This window comes from Kangiella geojedonensis, from assembly GCF_000981765.1.
Lineage (GTDB): Bacteria > Pseudomonadota > Gammaproteobacteria > Enterobacterales > Kangiellaceae > Kangiella > Kangiella geojedonensis.
This window is the reverse complement of sequence record NZ_CP010975.1, coordinates 1,702,544-1,724,825: the sequence shown is the minus strand read 5'-3', so window position 1 is coordinate 1,724,825 and position 22,282 is coordinate 1,702,544. Positions and strand designations below refer to the sequence as shown.

Genomic DNA, 22,282 nt, shown 5'->3' with positions numbered 1-22,282 from the left:
AATACACATTCAGTATAATACGCGCGATTTTAAAGGGGTTAGCTAAAGCTATCCCCTTTTTTAACACCGGTTATGGCTTACGCGATATCGGAGACACGAATTTTCAAGTCTGCTTAAGCGCGGGCTTTGCTAAGAGAGCCTCTTAGCAACTTATTGATTTTATTGCTTTTAAACTATTATTGGAGTCTAAAATGGCTGTTGAACGTACTTTTTCTATCGTAAAACCTGACGCAGTAGCAAAAAACGTTATTGGTGAAATCTACTCGCGTTTCGAGCGTGCAGGTCTTCGCATTGTTGCGTCAAAAATGATTCACTTGTCTCGTGAAAAAGCAGAAGGTTTCTACGCTGAGCACAAAGAGCGTCCTTTCTTCGGCGCATTGGTAGACTTCATGACGTCTGGCCCTGTAATGGTTCAAGTGCTAGAAGGCGAGAACGCTATCAAAGCAAACCGTGAAATCATGGGTGCTACTAACCCTGCAGAAGCACTTCGCGGTACAATCCGTGCAGACTACGCTGTATCAGTAGACGAAAACGCAGCACACGGTTCTGATAGCCCAGAATCAGCTGAGCGTGAGATCAGCTACTTCTTCTCTACTGAAGAAATCTGCCCTCGCACTCGCTAATTTAGTTTTTATTTCGCTTCTCAGCGAGCTACTTTCTCTTGCGTGGCCAAGAGAAAGTAGCCAAAGAGAAGGCCACCCCAATATTAAGGTCATGCAAGCATGACTTCCCTCATAACAATTCATCCATTTTACGCATCGTGAAATACAGTCCTTCCATGGGCTGAATTTCACTAATCAAATCATCCAAGATTTGATTTGCTATGGCTTCATTGTTTTTCGGCTTAATATTACGGGGTAGAAGAGCTCTTTCCTCAAGTTAGGTATTGGCTTAGAGGAATGGAGCTTAGTTATTTTGCTATTGACGCTGTAAAAGCCTAGAATAGCGTAAAATTTGTACAGGTTTGCGGGTGATTTATTACTGCAAACCTTCAATGTTTTTGAAGCCTTGAACACATTTAAGGTGAAATCAAAGACATTTTAATCGCAAAAAGGTATTCCTAATGAGTAATTCTCAACCGGTTAACGAAAAAACCAACCTACTCAACCTGACGCGCGATGAAATGGTCGAGTTCTTTGTTGAACTTGGTGAAAAACCATTTCGTGCTCAACAGGTCATGAAGTGGATTCATCAATTTGGCGTCGATAATTTCGACGATATGACCAATATCAGTAAGGCATGTCGCCAAAAGTTAGCAGATGTAGCTGTGATCGAAGGTCCTGAAGTGTTAAACATTCAGGAATCCAGTGATGGCACCATTAAGTGGGCTTTGAAGATTCCGGGCGGTCAAGCGATTGAAACGGTATTTATTCCAGAACGTCACCGTGGAACCTTGTGTGTTTCATCACAAGTTGGTTGTGCCCTAGAGTGCAGCTTCTGTTCAACAGGATATCAGGGCTTTAACCGAAACCTAACCACAGCTGAAATCATTGGCCAAGTCTGGCATGCGGCTCGTTACTTAAATGGTAAACATAAAAGCGATGATCGCGCGGTGACTAATGTGGTGATGATGGGCATGGGCGAGCCGTTGGCGAATTACCAGCCAGTGATTAACTCCATGGAATTGATGCTGGATGATTTTGCATATGGTCTTTCTAAGCGTCGTGTGACCCTAAGCACCTCTGGCATGGTACCGCAGTTGGACCGTATGGGTGATGATATTGATGTGGCTTTGGCGATTTCTTTACATGCCCCGAATGACGAATTGCGAGATGTTTTAGTACCGATTAATAAAAAGTATCCTATTAAAGAGTTTATGGCGAGTGTGCATCGCTATATGGAGAAATCGAACGCTGCGCGTAAGGTAACCGTTGAGTACGTGATGCTGAAAGATGTTAACGACAGCATAGAACACGCGAAACAGTTAGCTAAGCTATTGAAAAATACGCCCTGTAAGATTAATCTAATTCCTTTCAACCCGTTTCCACAGACTCATTACGAAACCTCGACTCCGAAAGCGATAGATGCTTTTAGTGATTACTTACATCGAAATGGCTTTGTGGTTGTAGTTCGACGTACGCGTGGTGATGATATCGATGCTGCGTGTGGCCAGCTCGCGGGTAAAATTAATGATAAAACGAAGCGCCAACAAAGACGTACTCAGTACTCTGGTGACATTGATGTAAGGGCGCTAGTATAAGATTAGTTAGATATAACGATAAACAGGTAGGTATCGATGAAACATATTAACTGGATTGTGCTTGGAGCAGTAATTGCTGTGAGTGGCTGTCAAACGACTAGCCGAACCACTACAAAAGCAGCTACTAATGATCGAATAGAAGTTTCAGACACTGACTATAATGCAAAGAAAGCTGCACAATCCAGGTTGGCGCTCGGCCTAAAGTACATTGAAAGAGGCTATATGGAGCGAGCTAAGCAGAACTTAGTTAAAGCTTATGAGCATGATCCCGACATGCCTGATGTTTTGTATGGCTTAGGCTACTACTACCAAGCAGTCTATGAGTATGATAAAGCTGATGGTTACTATCGCCGCGCGTTAAAAAAGGCGCCGGATAATCCTGACTACCTCAATGCTTATGGGGCATTCTTGTGCGAGTCTAAAAAAGAGTACGCAGAAGGGATTAAGTACTTTTTAAAAGCTATTGCGGAACCAGACTATACGTCGGTTGGTGAGACTTATGAAAATGCGGGTTTTTGCAGCCTAAATGCTAAGCAGTTTACGCAAGCAGAAGAGTATTTCGAAAAAGCGCTTACACTTAATCCAAATTTAAATAAGTCGCTGTATGGTTTGGCTCAGGTGCATTATCAAAAGGGTAATGCTAAACGGGCTGAAGATTATTTGTACAGGTTCGAAGGTCGCACAAAACCTACGGCAAACTCTTTACTACTAGGTTATAAAGTGGCTAAAGAAACTAACCGTAGAGGTAGTATGCAAAGTTATGGTGAAAAATTAATGCAACTATTTCCTAATTCACCACAAGCAACTGAATACCTTAATATTCGATAAATTATATGACTGAAGAAACCGAACAGCAGTCTCAGGAGCACAGTTTTGGTCCTGGGGCTTTATTAAAGCAGACTCGTGAACAGCAAGGGTTATCTTTAGAGGACGTGTCTACTCGTTTAAAGTTAACACAGTCCGTTTTAAAGAAAATCGAAGCTGATGATTACGAAGGTGATCTGCCAGTGACGTTTTATAGAGGTTATTTAAAGAACTACGCAGAATTACTGAAAATAGAAGGCGTTGATGTTTGTGCAAACTTTCAAGAGTATTGCCAGAAAAACAACTTATTTAGTACGCCACCTCAAAGACTGGAAGGTTTAGAGCTTGATAAGCCGATAAACTCTGGTAACTGGATTTTTAAGGCTGCTACAACCATTATTATTCTCGCTTTATTGTTTGCTATTTATTATGTGGTTGTGGAAAAAGAACTGTGGAAAAAGTTTGTTCCTAGTGACAGTCCATCTCAAACCATAAATACTGGCAATGATGGCCTAGAGCTTGACCCTTCAAGCGGTGGTGGCTTAACGATGGGTGAATCAACCAGCCCTGATCAAAGCGCAGGTAGTTTAACGGTAGAGTCCGAGTCTGCTCCAACTAATGAGTCAGCCACGGATAACATCGATACCGAGGGTAGCCTAAGCCTAGGAGGCGATAATCTAGGAGAGAGTAGCCAAGGCGACAATAATGCTGCGTCTTCAAGCGAGAACCAAGAAGCGTCTCAGAGCAGTTTGGTGAGCGATAATCAGACCTCAGCAGCAGTGGAGTCATCGGTTAGTGGAGCTTTGTCTCTAAGTTTTTCAGGAGACTGTTGGGTTCGTATTCAAGACGCCAGCGGCAAAGTGCTTGCGTTAGGGATAAAGTCCGCGGGAACTAGCTTGCAACTGTCAGGAAAAGCACCATTTAACTTGACCCTAGGTAAGGCTTCAGCGGTACAATTGACCTATAACGGTGGTGCGGTGGATTTGTCCAGTTATCCTGATAGTCGTGCAGCCAAACTAACATTAGGCGATGACGCTTAACGTTTTATATTTTTTATCAATGTCTTTCGCCACTGATGGTTGTGGCAAGTGAGAACCGAGTAATATGAATAACCCTTCTTGGATTCAACGTCGTAAATCCCGTCAAATTATGGTTGGTAACGTACCAGTGGGCGGTGATGCGCCCATCGCAGTACAAAGCATGACCAATACTGACACAAATGACGTTGAAGCTACGGTGAAGCAAATACAGGCTCTAGCCAATACTGGAGCTGACATCGTTCGAGTGTCAGTGCCAACCATGAAAGCTGCTGAAGCCTTTAAAGAGATTAAAAAGCAATCTCCAGTTCCTTTGGTTGCAGACATTCATTTCGATTATCGCATAGCGTTAAAAGTTGCTGAATACGGAGTGGATTGCTTACGAATTAACCCGGGTAATATCGGCGCTGAAGAGCGTGTGAAGGCAGTGGTTGATGCGGCGAAAGCTCGTAATATTCCGATCCGTATTGGTGTCAACGCTGGCTCCTTGGAGAAAGACCTTCAGGAAAAATACGGTGAGCCAACGCCAGAAGCTTTGGTTGAGTCTGCTTATCGTCATATCGATATCTTAGAGCGTTATAACTTTAAAGATTACAAAATCAGCCTTAAAGCATCGGACGTTTACATGACCGTGGCGGCCTATAGAATCTTAGCCAAAGAAATCGATAATCCCCTGCATTTAGGTATTACGGAGGCTGGTAGCTTCCGCTCCGGTACGGTGAAATCATCGGTTGGGTTGGGAATGCTTTTGGCGGAAGGTATTGGTGATACCATTCGCATATCTTTAGCAGCGGATCCTGTGGAAGAAGTTAAAGTGGGCTTTGATATTTTAAAAAGCTTGGGTTTACGTCAACGTGGTATTAACCTTATTGCTTGTCCTTCTTGTTCTCGCCAGCAATTTGACGTGATTAAGACCGTCAATGCGCTTGAGGAGCGTCTTGAAGACGTTAATGAGCACTTAGATGTTGCCGTTATTGGTTGTGTTGTAAACGGCCCAGGTGAAGCGAAAGAAGTGTCAGTGGGCTTAACTGGCGGCTTTAAAAAGAGCATGCTGTACCAAGACGGTGAAAAAAGCCACAAAGTAGCGAATGAGGACCTGGTTGATGAATTAGAAGCCCGAATTCGTGCTCAAATTGCCGCTAAAAAAGAGCGGACAGACGAAAAAACTAAGGGTGCTGAACAGCTACCTATCGAAGAAGTTAAATAATTATTGTCTGGATAGAGGCTGTCTGGCTCTATAATTTCTGAAAAAACGGCGAAATAACTACTGTTTTTCGCCAAATTCGCTATAATTTCGCACTTTCACAAAAAATATCACTTGAACGGATAGGGATAGATTTTGGCGCAAAAAATTCAAGCAATTCGCGGCATGAATGATACCTTGCCGGAACAGACTCCATATTGGCAGAAGTTAGAGGCAATTCTCCGTCGTCTGATGGGGAGTTATGGCTACTCTGAAATTCGTATGCCAATTGTGGAGAAGACCCAGCTGTTTAAGCGAGCGGTTGGTGAAGTGACCGATATCGTCGAAAAAGAGATGTATACCTTCGAGGATAGAAATGGCGACAGTTTAAGCTTAAGACCAGAAGGTACGGCAAGCTGTGTGCGTGCGGGCATTGAGCACGGGCTGCTCTATAACCAAGAACAGCGTTTGTGGTATATGGGGCCGATGTTTCGTCATGAACGTCCACAAAAGGGGCGTTACAGACAGTTCCATCAGTTAGGTGTAGAAACCTTTGGTATCGCGAGCGCTGATGTTGATGCTGAACTTATTTTGATGACGGCGCGCTTATGGAAAGAGTTGGGATTAGCTGACTCAGTAAGGTTAGAGATTAATTCCTTAGGTTCAAATGAGGCGCGAGCAGCATATCGTGATAAGTTAGTGGCCTTTTTAGAGCCGATTAAAGAGCAGCTTGATGAAGACAGCCAGCGTCGTTTAACTACTAACCCTCTACGAATTTTGGATAGCAAGAATCCAGAGGTGCAAGCGTTAGTTAAAGATGCGCCGAAGCTTTCGGAGCATTTAGACGAAGAGTCAGAGCAACACTTTAAGGTGCTATGCGACATACTCGATGCTAATGGTGTTTGCTATGAGGTGAATACGAATTTGGTTCGAGGTCTGGATTATTATAATCGCACGGTTTTTGAATGGATTACTGATAAGCTAGGCGCGCAAGGGACTATATGTGCTGGCGGTCGTTATGATGGATTAACTGAACAGCTTGGTGGTCATGCAACTACGGCCAGTGGCTTTGCGATGGGTATCGAACGAATTGTTGCTTTGTTGGAAGAGATTGAGCCGATAAAACCAAGGTTAGCGGATGTTTATATAGTAGCGTTAGGTGAAGCTGCCGAAATTAATGCTATCCAGTTAGCTGAAAAGCTAAGAGATGAGTTACCAACACTAAAAGTGCGAAATAACTTTGGTGGAGGTAATTTCAAAAAGCAATTTAAGCGCGCGGATAAAAGTGGTGCAGATATTGCGCTTGTTATCGGTGAGGAAGAAGTGCAAGAACAAACGGTTGGCGTTAAATTCTTGCGTGAGCAAAAAGATCAATTGCAGTTAGCTCAGTCGGACGTGGCAGAGCAGCTGAAATCATTAATTAAACAGTAATAGAGTTAGGAGACCAGTAATGGCTCAGTATGAAACAGAAGAACAACAGGTCGAAGCGATAAAAACCTTTTGGAAAGAAAACGGTAAAGCCATTATCTTGGGGGCGGTTATCGGTTTTGGTGGTATTTTCGGTTGGGATTACTACAAAGATCATAAAGTCGCACAAGCTGAAGCTGCCTCTGCGCAATATGCAGAAGCTTTTAACAACATTGTGGCGGGCAGTGATGATCAAACTGAATTTGTCGAAAAAGCTGAGACACTAAAACAAGACTTTAGTAGCTCAACCTATGCAGCATTAGCAGCATTAAAGTTAGCTGAACTAGAGGTCTCTAGCGATAATTTTGATGCAGCTATGGAACAATTACGTTGGGTTGTTGACCAAGGTAACAAGACCTTTGCTCCTGTAGCACAGGTTCGTTTAGCTCGAATCTTGTTAGCTCAAGAACAGTATGATGCAGCTATTGCTGAAGTTGATGCGGTTACTTCTGAAGCCTATAAAGCCAGTGCTTTGATGGTCAAGGGCGAAGCTCAACTGGCAAAAGGCGACCGTGAGGCGGCTAAAAACACCTTTATTCAAGCCCGAGATGCTTCGCAGACTGCGCCGCATCCTTTGTTAGCATTGCGACTATCTGAGTTTGGAATCGAGAAATAATTAATAAAACGAATCGAGTATTCTACAACGGGATAAAATATGACACTAAACGTTAAGTCTAAATTACTAACTTCATTAGCAGCTTGCGTACTGCTTGCAGCCTGTTCAGACGAAGTCGTCAATGAACCGACAGAACTTCAAGATGTGGAGTCTCAGTTTGAGATCGATGTCCGTTGGTTTGAATCTGTGGGCGAAGGCGCTGATGATAAGTTTAATGATTTAACACCAGCTGTTTGGAATGATTACATCATAACGGCTGATATTAAAGGGCTGGTAACGGCATTCGATCGTGAGTCAGGCGATATTGCTTGGGAAGTTGAGCTTAATGAGCCACTTTCTGGCGGCATCAGTGCTAACGCTGGTTTGGTTGCTATCGGTTCTAAAAAGGCTAAAGTTATCGTCTTAAATGTTGAAGACGGCTCTGAGCTGTGGCGTGCTGACGTGTCTAGTGAGGTGTTAGCAAAACCAGCTATTGAAGGCACTAAAGTTGTTGTAAGAACGGCTGACGGTAGAATCTTTGCTTTAGACAGCACGGATGGCGACCAAGAGTGGTTTTATGATCGTGTTATACCGAGTTTAACGATTCGTGGTACATCGGCACCGCTTACTGCTAATGGCATTGTCTTAACAGGGTTTGCTAACGGTAAGTTAGCGGCATTCAATTTAGACTCTGGTGATTTGTTGTGGGAGCAACGAGTTTCATCGCCAAGGGGTAGCTCCGATATTTCTCGCATCGTAGACGTGGATACTACTCCCGTTTTATACGGAGATACTTTATACGGTGCTGGTTATAATGGGTACGCTATTGCGATGGATTTAAGCAATGGTCGTTATTTATGGCGCGAAGAGTTATCTACGGTAAAAGACTTGTTGGTTGATACTTTAAGAGTTTACGCCGTCACTACCGATGGTACCGTTGTTGCGATTAACCGCACCACTGGTGACGTTGCTTGGAAGCAAGAAGGGTTAAAATATCGTAGCCCTACTGCAGCAGCAGAGTTGGGTGATGATTTGGTACTTGGCGACTTTGAAGGTTATGTACACTTTTTAGATAAGTCGACAGGTGAAATTGTGGCGCGTGATCACTTAGATGATTATGGGTTTGCTCACAAGCCAATCGTCACTGATGATGAAGTGATTCTAACCAGCCGTTTTGGTTTTATGTATGTCTTCAACAAAGTTGAAGAAGATTCTGAAGAGTAATTTTTATGCTTCCTGTTATCGCGCTCGTTGGTCGTCCCAACGTTGGCAAATCTACGTTATTCAATCGACTGACTAAGTCGCGCGATGCCCTTGTAGCTAACCTTCCTGGATTAACCCGAGATCGTCAATACGGCCAAGCCAAGTTAAAAGGGCAGCCCTTTATCGTGGTGGATACTGGCGGTATCGCTGGTGATGAAGAGGGGATTGATGACCTCATGGCGAAACAATCGCTTCAAGCGGTTGAAGAAGCTGATATTGTGTTGTTCATGGTTGATGCCAGAACTGGCATGACAGCGGCCGACGAATATGTCGCTGAGCAATTGCGCCGTCAACAAAAGCCTGTGATTTTGGTGGTAAACAAAGTAGATGGCGTCCATGCGGATGCCGCACTCGCTGAATACTATAGCTTTGGCTATGGCAATATTTTGGGTATTGCCGCTGAGCATGGCCGTGGCGTTTCTACCTTGATTGATCAAGTCCTAGATTGTCTAGAGATTGTTCCTGCTAATGAAGACGAGCAAACCATCGAAGAGCTGCAAGCTCGTGGCCTGAAGTTGGCTGTGGTAGGCCGACCAAACGTGGGCAAATCGACCCTGATTAATCGTTTTCTGGGTGAAGAGCGCGTGGTGGTGTTTGATATGCCAGGAACAACACGTGACAGTATTTATATTGAGATGGAGCGACGAGGCAAGCCTTACACCTTAATTGATACAGCGGGTGTTCGCCGTCGTGGTAAAGTTAAAGAAACCGTCGAAAAGTTTTCTGTACTCAAAACGTTGCAAGCTATCGGTGATGCTAACGTTGTGGTGATGGTGATGGACGCCCGTGAGCCTATTACAGATCAGGACCTTAGCTTAGTCAGCCATATTATTGATGCGGGGCGCTCAATGGTGATTGCCATTAACAAGTGGGATGGCATGACTGAAGAGGAGCGTGATGAGGTTAAGCAAGAGATTGACCGACGATTAGGCTTTGTAGACTTTGCTCGAATTCACTTTATTTCAGCTTTGCATGGCTCTAATGTTGGGCACCTTTGGGAGTCTGTTGATGAAGCGTGGGAAAGCGCATTAGTCGAAATGTCAGCATCTCAACTAACGCGTTTGTTAGAGCAGGCCTATGATCGCCATCAGCCTCCTGCTATTAAGGGTCGACGTATCAAATTGCGTTATGCGCACCCAGGTGGTCACAATCCGCCGTTGATCGTTATTCATGGTAAACAGGTCAGTAAGTTACAAGAAAGCTATAAACGCTATTTGATTAACTTCTTCCGCAAGAAATTAAACCTTATCGGCACTCCAATTCGTCTTGAAACAAAAGAGGGTGATAATCCCTTCGCCGATAAAACCAATAAGAGCCGTGAACTGTCTCGTCGTCAACGTTTGAAAAAGAAACGGGCCATTAAGAAGTTCGGTAAGAAATAACTACTAAGAAGTAAGCTTTATTCAGGCTTACTTCTTACTTCACCATCGCTAAATCTCGTCACCAACACCTTTGCTTTTTTTGCAGACTCAGCATTTCTTATAGCTTTACCATTGTCGTCAGTGGTTAGAGTGTAACCCCGTTCTAATGTAGCTAAAGGACTGATATTATTGAGTTTTTGTGCAGTCAAAACAAAATCTTGGCGGAACTCTTTTAATTGTTGATTAATGGCTTGCTGAAGCTGTTTCTGCCTCGCATGTAGTTTTTCTTTTGACTCTTGTAAGTGCTTTTGAGGTTTATAGCCTGCTAAACGAGTTGTTGCGCTTTGTAGGCTGACAGATTTGTTCTCTAAGTAGCGCTTTTGAGCGTTGTTGAGTAGCTTCGTTAAGCGCTCCAAGTCAGTTTTGCTCTGAGCCAGTCGCTGTTTCGGGTGAACAATTTTGGCGCTGAGTCTATCCAAACGGGCTTGTTGAATTTGAAGTTTATGTTGAAATTCATTCACTAACCGTCGCTCTAAGCTTTGAAACTTGTGCCTAATGTCCATACGGTTCGGCACCAGTAGTTCTGCTGCTGCAGAGGGTGTTGGTGCTCTGAGGTCGGCAACTAAGTCGCTGATAGAGGTGTCTACCTCATGGCCAACAGCTGATACCACTGGAATATGGCTGGCACGGATTTCTCGAGCCAACTTTTCATCATTGAAGCACCACATGTCTTCGAGCGAGCCACCGCCACGAGTCACTAACAGCACATCGCATTCAGCGCGTTGGTTAGCAACATGTAACTGTTCGACGATACTTTTTGCCGCTTTTTCACCTTGGACTTGTGTCGGGTATACGATCACTGGTACTTGAGGCATGCGGCGATTTAGTACCGTTAGAACGTCTCGTATCGCTGCGCCAGTTGGTGAGGTGATGATACCAATCTTACGTGGCAAGCTTGGAATCGAACGCTTGAGCTCTTCGGCAAACAATCCTTCATTATTCAGCTTTTCTTTGAGGCGATTGAAGGCAATTTGCAAAGCGCCTTCACCAGCAGGCTCCATATACTCGCCAATAAGCTGTAGATCGCCACGCGGCTCATACAGACTAATTTTGGCGCGCATCAGCACTTGTTGGCCGTCTTCAGGAGTGAAGCGTGCGCTGCGATTCCGGTTTTTGAACATGGCGCACCGAAGCTGAGAGTCTGCGTCTTTTAGTGTAAAATACCAATGACCTGAGCGAGGTGTCGCTAAGTTCGAGATTTCTCCAGTGATCCATATTTGACCAATTTCTTTTTCAAGTTGTCGTCGAACGTTCAGCGCAAGTTCGGTGACGCTGTAAATTTTACGTTGTTCTGTCGGTTCTTGCGGTTCTAAAAGCGGTTTAATCATAATGTGGACGTCGAAATTGGTTATTTAGTTGTTTTTCTATTTACCTGTGCTGTACAGACACGTTATAATAACGCGCTTCATCTAGCCAGTGCCTGTCGCTCTGGCGCTTAAATAATACGTGGTACACCCTATGCGCATTATAGAGGAAGCTCTAACCTTTGACGATGTTTTATTAGTACCAGGACATTCTACCGTCCTTCCAGCTGATGCTGATTTGCGTACTAAAATCACCCGTGAGTTCGCTCTAAATATTCCACTTGTTTCCGCCGCGATGGATACTGTGACAGAATCAAGTCTTGCTATTGCGTTAGCGCAAGAAGGTGGGATGGGCTTCATTCACAAGAATATGTCTATCGAGCAACAGGCTGAACATGTTCGCCGCGTGAAAAAATACGAAAGCGGTATCGTTAGCGATCCCATTACTGTGACTCCTGATACAACCATTGGCCAGTTAAAACATATGACTGCGCAGCATGGTATTTCAGGTATGCCTGTAGTAGAAGGCGATCAGCTTGTTGGTATTGTGACGAACCGTGATATTCGCTTTGAAACTCGTGATGGACAACCTGTATCGTCTGTCATGACGCCAAAAGAGCGCTTAGTCACCGTTCAGGAAGGTGCAAGCCAAGAGGAAATCTTGGACAAGTTGCACACCAACCGAATTGAAAAACTACTGGTTGTTAATGATAACTTTGATTTGAAAGGTCTAATCACGGTCAAAGATATTAACAACGCAGAAACCAAACCCAATGCTTGTAAAGATCGCTATGGTCATTTACGTGTCGGTGCCGCAGTTGGAACGGGCGCTGAAACCCCTGATCGTGTATCGGCTATCGTAGAAGCTGGGGTAGATATCATTCTTGTTGATACGTCTCATGGGCACTCACAAGGTGTGCTCGACCGCGTTAAGTGGGTTAAAGACAATTATCCAGACAAACAAGTCATCGGCGGTAACGTGGCTACCGGCGCTGGTGCTCGTGCACTCGTTGATGCTGGCGCTGATGGTGTGAAAGTTGGTATCGGCCCAGGCTCTATTTGTACAACACGTATCGTAACGGGTGTTGGCGTACCGCAAATCTCTGCGATATCGAGTGTTGCTAAAGAACTTGAAGGCACAGGTATTCCGTTCATCGCTGATGGCGGTATCCGCTTCTCTGGTGATATGTGTAAAGCGATTGCAGCTGGTGCTTATAGCGTTATGGTCGGCTCAATGTTAGCTGGCACAGAAGAAGCGCCTGGTGAAGTTGAGTTATACCAAGGCCGTTCATACAAGTCGTACCGTGGTATGGGCTCTTTGGGCGCTATGTCACAGAAAAACAGCTCTGCGGATCGTTACTTCCAAAGCTCAAATGCAGCGGATAAACTTGTTCCTGAAGGTATTGAAGGCCGTGTTCCTTACAAAGGAAGCATGACGCAGATTGTCCATCAAATGATGGGTGGCTTACGCTCAAGCATGGGTTTAACCGGTTGCAAGACTATTGAAGATGTTCGTACTAAAGCACAGTTTGTTCGAGTGACCAGTGCCGGTATGAGCGAGAGTCATGTGCATGATGTGTCGATCACAAAAGAGGCGCCAAACTACCGCGTATAACTTTGCTGCCTAAAGTGTCCGATAGCATTGTTAGAATTTTACTCAATCATGCTCACTTACTTCAGTAAACTGCGCAGTTCCGTAAAGTTCTACCTCGCTCTCGAAAACTTTAGTTTGCAAGAGGTGTGGTTTGAAACTACAAGTTGTTCGACCTTAATAAAGACAGGTGAACGAAGCCGCAGATTTTAAGCCTGCGGCTTTTTGATTTTTTAAACGATACGCGTGTAGCGTGTTGTAGCTAGCTAACCTAGAAAGGTAAGAAGATGCAAACAGATATTCATGATCATCGTATATTGATTTTGGACTTTGGTTCTCAGTACACACAGCTTATTGCACGTCGAGTACGTGAAATTGGCGTTTACTGTGAGTTGGTGCCTTTTGATGTTAGCGACGAGTACATCCGTGAGTTTAACCCTCAGGGCATTATCCTATCCGGTGGGCCTGAGTCTGTATCAGGCGAAGGTACACCAAGAGCACCGGAGCTAGTATTTGAATTGAATATTCCTGTGTTGGGTATTTGTTACGGTATGCAGACTATGGCCTATCAGTTTGGCGGTAAAGTTGGTGGCTCCGATAAGCGCGAGTTTGGTTACGCGGAAGTGTTCATCAATACCCCTAACGCACTGTTGGATGGTATCGAAGATCGATTCAATACTGAAGGTAAAGCATTGCTCGACGTCTGGATGAGTCATGGTGATAAAGTTCTTGAAGTTCCTGAGAGCTTTGAAGTAATCGCTTCTAGCGATAATGCGCCTATCGCGGCAATGGCCCATAAAGAAAAACCGTTTTACGGCATCCAGTTTCACGCAGAAGTGACTCACACTAAGCAGGGTGGCCGTATGTTAGAGCGTTTCGTCACCGAGATTTGTGGTTGTGAGCGCTTATGGACTGCTGAAAATATTATTGATGATGCTATTGAGCAGATTAAAGAACAAGTCGGTGATGATGAAGTTGTTCTAGGTTTATCTGGTGGCGTTGACTCATCAGTAACTGCAATGCTGTTACACCGTGCCATTGGCGACAAGCTAACCTGTGTTTTTGTTGATAACGGTTTATTGCGTCTAAATGAAGCGGATCAAGTGATGGCGATGTTTGGCGATAACTTTGGTCTAAACATTATTCGTATTGACGCGGAAGATCGCTTCTTGGACGAACTGAAAGGCGTTGATGAGCCAGAAGCTAAGCGTAAAATTATTGGCAAAGTTTTCGTTGATATTTTTGATGAAGAATCGAAAAAATTAACGAATGCTAAGTGGCTTGCTCAAGGTACCATTTACCCTGACGTGATTGAGTCTGCAGGTGCTAAAACCGGTAAAGCTCACGTCATCAAGTCTCATCACAATGTAGGCGGCTTACCAGAAACGATGGAGCTTAAGCTTGTCGAACCACTACGCGAATTGTTTAAAGACGAAGTGCGCAAAATTGGTTTAGAGCTAGGGCTTCCTTATGACATGTTGTACCGTCATCCATTCCCAGGCCCAGGCCTAGGTGTGCGCATTTTGGGTGAAGTGAAGAAAGAATATGCTGACTTATTACGTCGCGCAGATGCCATCTTCATCGAAGAGCTGTACAAGCATGACTTGTACCATAAAACCAGTCAGTCGTTTACGGTGTTCTTGCCGGTGCGCTCTGTGGGTGTGATGGGCGACGGCCGTAAGTATGACTACGTCGTAGCACTTCGTGCGGTTGAAACTATCGACTTTATGACTGCTCGCTGGGCGCACTTACCATATGAGTTCCTAGAGCTGGTTTCAGGCAGAATTATCAATGAAGTTGATGGTATTTCGAGGGTTACTTATGATATTTCGTCGAAGCCTCCAGCAACTATTGAGTGGGAATAATTAGCGGAATAAACATATCTTTTTTATTTTCTGCGGTGTTGGAAACTTGCTCAATCAGTCATGCACAATGAGTACACGCCTTCTTTGCGCGAGTTTCCGCTTAGCATAAATCGAAAAAGCTAATGCTTCTTTTCACTAATAAATACTTTGTGGTTTATGAAAGAAGCCTTTCCCCACAAACTATAGCGTATAGTATGGGTTAGCGATTAGCGTAACCCATCACTTAACCATCGTTACTCAAGAATAATGACCAATTTCACTGAACAAGACCGTCAATTCATGCAACGCGCTTTTGAGTTAGCGGAAACCGCTAAGGAGAAGGGCGAGGTTCCTGTGGGTGCTGTTTTGGTGAAAGATGGTGAAGTCGTTGGTGAAGGCTTTAATCAACCGATACTAAACAGTGACCCCACGGCACATGCTGAAATCGTTGCTTTACGAGAGGCTGGCTCAAAGCTTGAGAACTATCGCCTAGTTGATACGACTTTATATGTAACGTTAGAGCCATGCGCTATGTGTGCTATGGCTTTAGTGCATGCCAGAGTGTCTCGGGTAGTTTATGCAACTGAGGACCCTCGTACTGGCGCGGGTGGTAGCGTGTTGAATCTTCTTGACCATGCGTCGTTTAATCACCGTTGTGAGGTGAGTTCAGGCCTGTTACAAGAGCAATGCTCAGAGCAACTTAAGACTTTCTTCAAAGCTAAGCGTGATAACAACCGTACCAAATAACTAAATTATATTTGACAAAGTTTCTATTTTTACTATATTCAACATCATGAACATACAGCTTATCGTTAAAAAACACAGCAAAAAGGCACTTAAAAAACGTGCCCTATTCTGCTGTGGGTGATTGAAACGATAAGTTAAACCAATATCAAAACCCGCACAGGACAGCCTTTGCGGGTTTTTTTATGCCTATTAACTACTAAAAATTTGAACAATACCTATTGAGGAATAAGAGGATGACAACAAACGATTCATGGCATTTGCTTAAATTTGGGGGGACTAGTGTCTCCACTCGACAAAATTGGAACAATATTGCGAGTATTATTAAGCGAAAACGTGCCAAAGGGAAAAGCGTTTTTGTTGTCCATTCTGCGGTGAGTGCTGTTTCTAACCGTCTAGAAGCATTGATCGAGCTAGCGCAACAAGGGGAATATCATGTGGCTTACAAAGAGCTGGTGGATATTCATCAAAACTTATTGGCTGACATGGAATTGCCGAGTGATTTACTGGCGGAGCGCTACAGTTACCTCAAGCGTTTAATTGATGGGATTCATTTACTTGGCGAGGTGAGTGACCGCGTTAGAGCATTAGTCATGTCACAAGGCGAGCTTTGGTCAACGACAATAGGCCAAACCTATTTGAGTAGAGTTTTTGAGGAAAACGTCAGCTGGCTAGATGCACGTGAATACTTATATGCTCGCGAAAGTCGAAATATGGATTACCTTTGTGCGAGCTGTCACTTTGAACGTGATGAAAACTTATTGAGGGATGTCAGTGATACTTCCATTGTGATCACACAGGGCTTTATAGCCAATACCAGTGATGAGGAAACTGTGTTACTAGGGCGTGGTGGTTCTGATACTTCTGCAGCTTACTTTGCAGCTAAAATAGAAGCGGAACGATTGGAAATATGGACCGATGTACCTGGTATTTTTACTGCAAATCCGAACCAAGTGGCGAGTGCTCGACTGTTAAAGCAACTTAATTATGAAGAAGCGCAAGAGATGGCTTCAGCTGGCGCCAAAGTACTGCACCCACGAGCGATTCGTCCTGCTCAAATTAGTCAAATTCCGGTGTATATCCGCTCGACGATTGATCCTGATATTGATGGAACCGTTATCAGTAGCATAGAAAATAGCTGGGGAATGGTTAAGGCCATTACAGCGAAAGAACACATTACCTTGATTTCGATGGAAAGTCAGGGCATGTGGCAACAGGCTGGCTTCTTAGCCGATATTTTTGCTATTTTTAAGCAACACAATGTATCTGTAGACTTAGTATCGACGTCTGAGACCAATATTACGGTTAGTTTGGACAGCTTAACTCAAGTGGTGAGCGAAAAGCAGCTGAAAGGATTAGTACAGGAGTTGTCTCAGATGTGTCGTGTCAACGTGATGCATAACTGTTCTGCGGTTTCTATTGTGGGCAAAAATGTACGTGCTATTTTGCATAAAATTGCACCTGCCTTTTCAATTTTCGAAACCTACAAAGTGTACTTGTTATCGCAAGCAGCATCAGATCTTAACTTAACCTTTGTTATTGATGATGAACATAGCAGTAAAGTGATTTCAGCGCTGCATGAATTATTGATTACGAATAACCCCAATAGTGAAATTTTAGGTCCTACGGCGAAAGAGTTGAAGCAGACTGAATCGGTTTCACAGGCTAAAAAGTGGTGGCAAGATAAGAAAGATACGATTGAGGTATGCTTGGCGGAGCGGGATAGCGCTTATATTTACCACTTAGATTCGGTACGGCAGAACATACAAAACCTACAAAGCATTAGTGCGATAGATCGCGTATTCTTCGCCGTAAAGTCGAACAATAATCGTGACGTACTACAGACAGCTTACGATGCTGGTGTTGGCTTTGAAACCGTCTCAAGTGGCGAAGTGAACCATATCTTAAACTTATTCCCGAGCATTGATAAAAGTAGGATCTTTTTTACGCCGAATTTTGCTGACAAGCGAGAGTACGACGAAATACTACAAAAAGGTATTCGCCTGACTTTGGATAGTACTTACCCGTTAAAGCACTGGCCTGAGATTTTTGAGGGTAAAGAAATTTTCTTGCGTGTCGATCCTAATATAGGAAAAGGGCATCATGAGAATGTGCGTACCGCAGGGGCGACTTCTAAGTTCGGGATACCTATTTATGAACTAGAAGATTTACAACCAATTATTGAAAAGCATAATGTCACTGTAGTCGGGCTTCATGCCCATGCTGGGAGTGGTATTTTGACCAATGAGCATTGGGCTGAACATGCTCGTTTATTAGCTGAAACTGCATCAATGTTTCCTGGAGTGAAGTACTTGAACTTAGGCGGTGGCTTCGGGATTAAAGAACGAGCGCAGCAAACTGAGTTAACCATGAGTCAAATCGATCACAGTTTACAAGAAGTCAAAGCTGAGTTTCCGCAGTACGCACTTTGGATTGAGCCAGGGCGCTATATTTCTGCAAATATTGGTGTGCTGGTTTCTAAAGTGACTCAGGTTAAGCAAAAGCAAAACTATTATTATGTCGGTCTTAATACTGGCATGAACTCGCTGATGCGCCCAGCCCTGTACGGCTCTTTCCATAACATCGTTAACCTGACTCGACTTTACGCAGAAAAAGAACATCTAGCGACAGTCGTAGGGCCTATTTGTGAAAGCACAGATAAGTTAGGCGTTGAAATTCCTTTCCCAGAAACAAAAGAAGGGGACTTAATTCTAATCGAAAACGCAGGGGCTTACGGACGTGTGATGGCGACTCAATACAATATGCGCCAGCCAGCTGAAGAGGTTTGTATTTAGGGAGAGGACATTCTCCCTATTATAATTAAGGTACGGGTGTATACCCTAGTGCTTTTATGTATGGATCAATGATTGGTAGAATATCTTTATAATCTTTCTTATATAGTTTCATACGTAGATTAGCTAAAGTAAAATAGTCTTTTGGAAAGTCATCATCATTGATGAGAAGACTAAACATATCTTTGCGGTTCATCTTGTCACCAAATAATAACTGTCCACTAAGGCTATCGTAATAGTACCAGTCACCGTGAGGTGTTTTTATGCTTGTTGTAAGATCAGTATAAGGGAATATTAATCGATACATTGCAATGTCGTCATTCATCGCTGCTTTATCTAAAGGCTTGTTATTAAAAGAGTCTCTGATATCCGCGTTAGCTCCACTTTCTAATAACTTCTTAACTATTTCTATAGAACCATGTTGGCTAAAGTAGTGGAGTAGTGTGTCTTTTCCATTTGCTGCAATATTAGCGTCTACATCCTTCAAGGTCTCGATTAGCTTGATAGCATATTTATCTTTGCCCATTTCCCCTGATAACATAATATTACTGACTATATAAAACTGGTTATATTGTCGCTTACTTATTTCATTAAGCACTACTTCAAATTCATGCTCCAAGTTTTGAATAATGGCAAATGCTAAGTAGCCATTGAGCTGTTGAAAGGTGTAATTATCTACTTCGCCTAGCTTCCAGTCTTTCTTTTCTGGAGCACCGAAAAAAACGTGTTCTATATCATTACTTGCGATAACTTTAATACTAGTTATGCAAGTAACTGCTGCCATGAGAAGTATAGTTATTCTCCCTTTCATTCTAGCTCCTTAATCGATTGTATAGTTAACTTTAATTTTTGAAGGATCTTGATTTAACCCTTTCCACATTAAGCAATAGGTTTGCTTTATTGGCGCTTCAAAAGACTGCTCTAAAGTTGATACTTTGTGAGGCTCGATAGGGTAGCTGACTTTTTCACCTTCGTGGAAATGAAGGTTGAACTCGACGTCATGGTTTGATTGAAAGTCGAAGCTTAAAGTTTGCCCAGCGTCCATCTCTGGGCAAATTTCACCGATCTCATTCTGATGAGTTGTCACGAGGATGAAATGTTTATTGGTTAAACTATCGGCCGATGCTGTCATTGAGCCAGCCAATAACAGTAAATTACTTATTGCTAACGTTTTCATTCTACCCTCGCTTTCTTTTTGTTGGTGTCGTTATAGTTCTTTCAATTGCTGGCGCTGTTCCTCGATTTTTTTCAAGGTCGATTCAACGTCAGCCAACTTTCCTTTTTCTTTTTCAACAACGGCTTCCGGCGCCTTGTCGGTAAAGTTAGGATTATTGAGCTTACCAGAAATGCGTTGTAAATCCTTGTTCAGCTTTTCAGCTTCTTTATCCAATCGAGCAAGCTCCTGCTCAACATCAATCAAGCCAGCCATTGGAATTAAGATTTCCATGTTTCCTGCTAAGGCTGTAGCCGACATAGGCGCTTCATCCCCAGACTCTAACCATTGAATGGATTCTAGTTTAGCAAGCTTTGATAAGAAGGTTTTATTTCCCTCAAGTCGTTCTTTGTCGCTGTCAGAGCCATTTCTAAATAACACGTCGAGCGGCTTGCCCGGAGCAATGTTCATCTCACCTCTGATATTACGAACGCCAACGATGACTTTTTTAAGCCATTCAATATCTTGCTCAGCTTGTGTGTCAATCAGTGCGTCATCCACTTGTGGGAAGTCTTGAAGCATGATGCTCGGGCGCTCATCAGTTCTCTTGCCTGCTAGCGGAGCGACTTTCTGCCAGATTTCTTCAGTGATAAATGGCATGAAAGGGTGCAATAAGCGCATTAGCGATTCAAGCACGGTAACCAAGGTATGGCGTGTGCCACGCTTCGCGGCGTCGGAATACTCGTCGCTGTAAAGTACCGGTTTAGATAGCTCTAAGTACCAGTCACAATAGGTGTTCCATGTAAATTCATAGAGGGCGTTTGAGGCCAAGTCAAAGCGGTATGTATCAACTGCCTTTTCAAATTCAGTGACGGTTTTCTGTAACTCGCTTTTGATCCAGCGATCGGCAAGGCTGAACTCCATGTCGCCGCCGTTTAAACCTGTGTCTTGGTCTTCAGTATTCATCAGCACATAACGTGCTGCATTCCAAATTTTGTTACAGAAATTACGGTAACCTTCAACACGATTTAAGTCGAAGTTAATGTCGCGGGAGGTTGATGCCATCGCACAGAAAGTAAAGCGCATGGCGTCAGTACCATAGGCTTCGATACCATCAGGGAATTGCTTGCGCGTACGCTTCGCAATCTTTTCCGCCGCTTTCGGATTCATCATGCCCGTCGTACGCTTTTCGACTAAGGTTTCAAGCTCGATGCCATCAATGATGTCGATAGGATCTAAAACGTTGCCTTTCGACTTAGACATTTTCTGACCCTGCTCGTCTCGAATCAGGCCAGTGATATAAATCTCTTTGAACGGAATTTTGCCCGTGAACTTTAAACCCATCATGATCATTCTGGCGACCCAGAAGAAGATAATGTCGAAACCAGTCACCAAAACACTCGTTGGTAAGAAGGTTTCTAGTTCAGGTGTTTTTTCTGGCCAGCCTAGTGTAGCAAATGGCCAAAGGGCAGAGGAGAACCAGGTATCTAGCACGTCTTCATCACGACGTAACTCGATATCACCTAAATTGTATTTTTCACGGACTTCTTCTTCAGAACGGCCAACGTAGACACCACCTTTGTTGTCATACCAGGCAGGAATTTGGTGTCCCCACCACAGCTGACGACTGATGCACCAGTCTTGAATGTTTTCCATCCAGTGGTAGTAGGTGTTTGACCAATTTTCTGGGACAAACTTAATATCGCCATCTTTGACGGCTTTTAGTGCTGGCTCAGCAAGGGGAGCGATTTTAACGTACCATTGAGGTGTTAAGTACGGCTCAATAACCACGCCACTACGATCACCGCGAGGCACTTTTAATTTGTGTGGTTCAATCTTTTCCATCAAGCCTAATGCTTCAAAGTCTTCGACGATTTTCTTACGAGCATCATAACGGTCGAGACCGCGGTATGCTTCGGGAGCGTTGTCGTTAATATGAGCCGTAGGCGTGAGAATATTAATCATTTCCAGATCATGACGCTGACCCATTTCGTAGTCATTAAAGTCATGAGCCGGAGTAATCTTGACACAGCCGCTACCAAAGTCTTTCTCCACATAATCATCGGCAATGATAGGGATTTGACGTCCGGTTAGTGGTAAGTCGATAGTTTTGCCGATCAAATCTTGATAACGCTCATCGTCAGGATGGACTGCTACAGCGCTGTCGCCCAGCATAGTTTCTGGACGAGTAGTGGCAATAATTACGTGGCCAGAACCGTCGCTAAGCGGGTAGCGCATGTGCCACATATGACCGTTTTCTTCGTGCGACTCAACTTCTAAGTCAGAAACCGCGGTAAGAAGTTTCGGATCCCAGTTAACCAGTCTATCGCCACGGTAAATTAAGCCTTCATCATGAAGACGGACAAAGGTTTCTAAGACTGCTTCTGATAAATCATCATCCATGGTAAAGGCTTCGCGTGACCAATCACAAGAGTCACCCATACGGCGCATTTGTTGGGTGATAGTACCGCCTGATTGCTCTTTCCAGTCCCAAATACGGTCTACAAATGCTTCACGACCTAAATCATGGCGGCTCTTGCCCTCACGATCCAATAAGCGCTCTACCACCATCTGTGTAGCGATACCAGCGTGATCCGAGCCCGGTTGCCATAAGGTATTGTCACCTTTCATGCGGTGGTAACGGGTTAGGGCATCCATGATGGTATGCTGGAAAGCGTGTCCCATGTGCAAGCTGCCGGTGACATTCGGCGGGGGAATCATGATGCAATAACTGTCGTCATTACCTTTTGCGCCGCCTTTTGGCGAGAAGTAGTCGTTATCTTCCCACTTCTTGTAGGTTTCTTGCTCGATTGCTTGCGGGTTGTATGCTTTATCCATGGTCGTTTCGTGGTTTCTGCAGTTTCAGTAACAAAGCTTTGAATTA

17 protein-coding genes are annotated in these 22,282 nt (G+C 43.9%); 13 read left to right on the top strand and 4 right to left on the bottom strand.

Annotated features, from left to right (window positions below; translation table 11 throughout):
- Positions 1-191 precede the first annotated feature (191 nt).
- From ndk to der, 9 genes are all read left to right on the top strand, one after another.
- Positions 192-623, top strand: coding sequence for a nucleoside-diphosphate kinase (gene ndk, locus TQ33_RS07720; RefSeq protein WP_046561540.1), 432 nt, complete (start codon positions 192-194; stop codon positions 621-623).
- 440 nt (positions 624-1,063) lie between these two features.
- Positions 1,064-2,200 (top strand): 23S rRNA (adenine(2503)-C(2))-methyltransferase RlmN, encoded by a 1,137-nt coding sequence (gene rlmN, locus TQ33_RS07715; protein WP_046561539.1) that lies wholly within the window; start codon positions 1,064-1,066, stop codon positions 2,198-2,200.
- Between the two features lie 36 nt (positions 2,201-2,236).
- Positions 2,237-3,028, top strand: coding sequence for a type IV pilus biogenesis/stability protein PilW (gene pilW / locus TQ33_RS07710; RefSeq protein WP_052735247.1), 792 nt, complete (start codon positions 2,237-2,239; stop codon positions 3,026-3,028).
- Between the two features lie 5 nt (positions 3,029-3,033).
- Positions 3,034-4,044, top strand: a complete 1,011-nt coding sequence (locus TQ33_RS07705) for a RodZ domain-containing protein (protein ID WP_046561538.1) — start codon at positions 3,034-3,036, stop codon at positions 4,042-4,044.
- Between the two features lie 64 nt (positions 4,045-4,108).
- A complete protein-coding gene (ispG, locus tag TQ33_RS07700) occupies positions 4,109-5,248 on the top strand; it encodes a flavodoxin-dependent (E)-4-hydroxy-3-methylbut-2-enyl-diphosphate synthase (RefSeq protein WP_046561537.1) in 1,140 nt (379 codons plus the stop codon).
- Between the two features lie 132 nt (positions 5,249-5,380).
- A complete protein-coding gene (gene hisS, locus TQ33_RS07695; RefSeq protein WP_046561536.1) occupies positions 5,381-6,655 on the top strand; it encodes a histidine--tRNA ligase in 1,275 nt (424 codons plus the stop codon).
- A gap of 19 nt (positions 6,656-6,674) precedes the next feature.
- Positions 6,675-7,307, top strand: coding sequence for a YfgM family protein (locus tag TQ33_RS07690; protein WP_046561535.1), 633 nt, complete (start codon positions 6,675-6,677; stop codon positions 7,305-7,307).
- Positions 7,308-7,346: 39 nt separating this feature from the next.
- Positions 7,347-8,510, top strand: coding sequence for an outer membrane protein assembly factor BamB (gene bamB, locus TQ33_RS07685; RefSeq protein WP_046561534.1), 1,164 nt, complete (start codon positions 7,347-7,349; stop codon positions 8,508-8,510).
- Between the two features lie 5 nt (positions 8,511-8,515).
- The gene (gene der / locus TQ33_RS07680) at positions 8,516-9,931 is read left to right on the top strand and encodes a ribosome biogenesis GTPase Der (RefSeq protein WP_046561533.1); all 1,416 of its coding nucleotides are present in this window, start codon (positions 8,516-8,518) and stop codon (positions 9,929-9,931) included.
- Positions 9,932-9,948: 17 nt separating this feature from the next.
- Here der and xseA read toward each other — a convergent pair whose 3' ends face one another.
- The gene (gene xseA / locus TQ33_RS07675) at positions 9,949-11,298 is read right to left on the bottom strand and encodes an exodeoxyribonuclease VII large subunit (RefSeq protein ID WP_046561532.1); all 1,350 of its coding nucleotides are present in this window, start codon (positions 11,296-11,298) and stop codon (positions 9,949-9,951) included.
- Positions 11,299-11,428: 130 nt separating this feature from the next.
- Here xseA and guaB point away from each other — a divergent pair, with 130 nt between their 5' ends.
- The 4 genes from guaB to TQ33_RS07655 all read left to right on the top strand — a co-directional run bounded on the left by guaB (position 11,429) and on the right by TQ33_RS07655 (position 18,248).
- The gene (guaB, locus tag TQ33_RS07670) at positions 11,429-12,889 is read left to right on the top strand and encodes an IMP dehydrogenase (protein WP_046561531.1); all 1,461 of its coding nucleotides are present in this window, start codon (positions 11,429-11,431) and stop codon (positions 12,887-12,889) included.
- A 263-nt stretch (positions 12,890-13,152) separates the two neighbouring features.
- Complete coding sequence (gene guaA, locus TQ33_RS07665; RefSeq protein WP_046561530.1) at positions 13,153-14,730, top strand: glutamine-hydrolyzing GMP synthase; 1,578 nt, start codon at positions 13,153-13,155, stop codon at positions 14,728-14,730.
- 246 nt (positions 14,731-14,976) lie between these two features.
- On the top strand, positions 14,977-15,456 hold the full coding sequence (gene tadA, locus TQ33_RS07660) for a tRNA adenosine(34) deaminase TadA (RefSeq protein ID WP_046561529.1): 480 nt from the start codon (positions 14,977-14,979) through the stop codon (positions 15,454-15,456).
- Positions 15,457-15,689: 233 nt separating this feature from the next.
- Positions 15,690-18,248 (top strand): bifunctional aspartate kinase/diaminopimelate decarboxylase, encoded by a 2,559-nt coding sequence (locus TQ33_RS07655; RefSeq protein ID WP_046561528.1) that lies wholly within the window; start codon positions 15,690-15,692, stop codon positions 18,246-18,248.
- Between the two features lie 25 nt (positions 18,249-18,273).
- Here the strand turns inward: TQ33_RS07655 and TQ33_RS07650 are convergent, their stop codons facing one another.
- From TQ33_RS07650 to TQ33_RS07640, 3 genes are read right to left on the bottom strand one after another with little or no spacing between them, the layout of a single operon-like run.
- A complete protein-coding gene (locus TQ33_RS07650) occupies positions 18,274-19,056 on the bottom strand; it encodes an ankyrin repeat domain-containing protein (protein ID WP_046561527.1) in 783 nt (260 codons plus the stop codon).
- A 9-nt stretch (positions 19,057-19,065) separates the two neighbouring features.
- Entirely contained in the window at positions 19,066-19,422 is a 357-nt protein-coding gene (locus TQ33_RS07645) for a hypothetical protein (protein ID WP_046561526.1), read from the bottom strand.
- Between the two features lie 30 nt (positions 19,423-19,452).
- On the bottom strand, positions 19,453-22,236 hold the full coding sequence (locus TQ33_RS07640) for a valine--tRNA ligase (RefSeq protein ID WP_046561525.1): 2,784 nt from the start codon (positions 22,234-22,236) through the stop codon (positions 19,453-19,455).
- Positions 22,237-22,282 lie beyond the last annotated feature (46 nt).

Excerpts from the sequence above, each read along its gene's own strand:
- TQ33_RS07705 (WP_046561538.1), top strand. The coding sequence starts at position 3,034 with ATGACTGAAGAAACCGAACAGCAGTCTCAGGAGCACAGTTTTGGTCCT.
- TQ33_RS07690 (WP_046561535.1), top strand. The coding sequence starts at position 6,675 with ATGGCTCAGTATGAAACAGAAGAACAACAGGTCGAAGCGATAAAAACC.
- xseA (WP_046561532.1), bottom strand. The coding sequence starts at position 11,298 with ATGATTAAACCGCTTTTAGAACCGCAAGAACCGACAGAACAACGTAAA.
- rlmN (WP_046561539.1), top strand. The coding sequence starts at position 1,064 with ATGAGTAATTCTCAACCGGTTAACGAAAAAACCAACCTACTCAACCTG.
- guaB (WP_046561531.1), top strand. The coding sequence starts at position 11,429 with ATGCGCATTATAGAGGAAGCTCTAACCTTTGACGATGTTTTATTAGTA.
- TQ33_RS07645 (WP_046561526.1), bottom strand. The coding sequence starts at position 19,422 with ATGAAAACGTTAGCAATAAGTAATTTACTGTTATTGGCTGGCTCAATG.
- TQ33_RS07640 (WP_046561525.1), bottom strand. The coding sequence starts at position 22,236 with ATGGATAAAGCATACAACCCGCAAGCAATCGAGCAAGAAACCTACAAG.
- ispG (WP_046561537.1), top strand. The coding sequence starts at position 4,109 with ATGAATAACCCTTCTTGGATTCAACGTCGTAAATCCCGTCAAATTATG.
- bamB (WP_046561534.1), top strand. The coding sequence starts at position 7,347 with ATGACACTAAACGTTAAGTCTAAATTACTAACTTCATTAGCAGCTTGC.
- TQ33_RS07650 (WP_046561527.1), bottom strand. The coding sequence starts at position 19,056 with ATGAAAGGGAGAATAACTATACTTCTCATGGCAGCAGTTACTTGCATA.
- TQ33_RS07655 (WP_046561528.1), top strand. The coding sequence starts at position 15,690 with ATGACAACAAACGATTCATGGCATTTGCTTAAATTTGGGGGGACTAGT.
- guaA (WP_046561530.1), top strand. The coding sequence starts at position 13,153 with ATGCAAACAGATATTCATGATCATCGTATATTGATTTTGGACTTTGGT.
- ndk (WP_046561540.1), top strand. The coding sequence starts at position 192 with ATGGCTGTTGAACGTACTTTTTCTATCGTAAAACCTGACGCAGTAGCA.
- tadA (WP_046561529.1), top strand. The coding sequence starts at position 14,977 with ATGACCAATTTCACTGAACAAGACCGTCAATTCATGCAACGCGCTTTT.
- pilW (WP_052735247.1), top strand. The coding sequence starts at position 2,237 with ATGAAACATATTAACTGGATTGTGCTTGGAGCAGTAATTGCTGTGAGT.
- der (WP_046561533.1), top strand. The coding sequence starts at position 8,516 with ATGCTTCCTGTTATCGCGCTCGTTGGTCGTCCCAACGTTGGCAAATCT.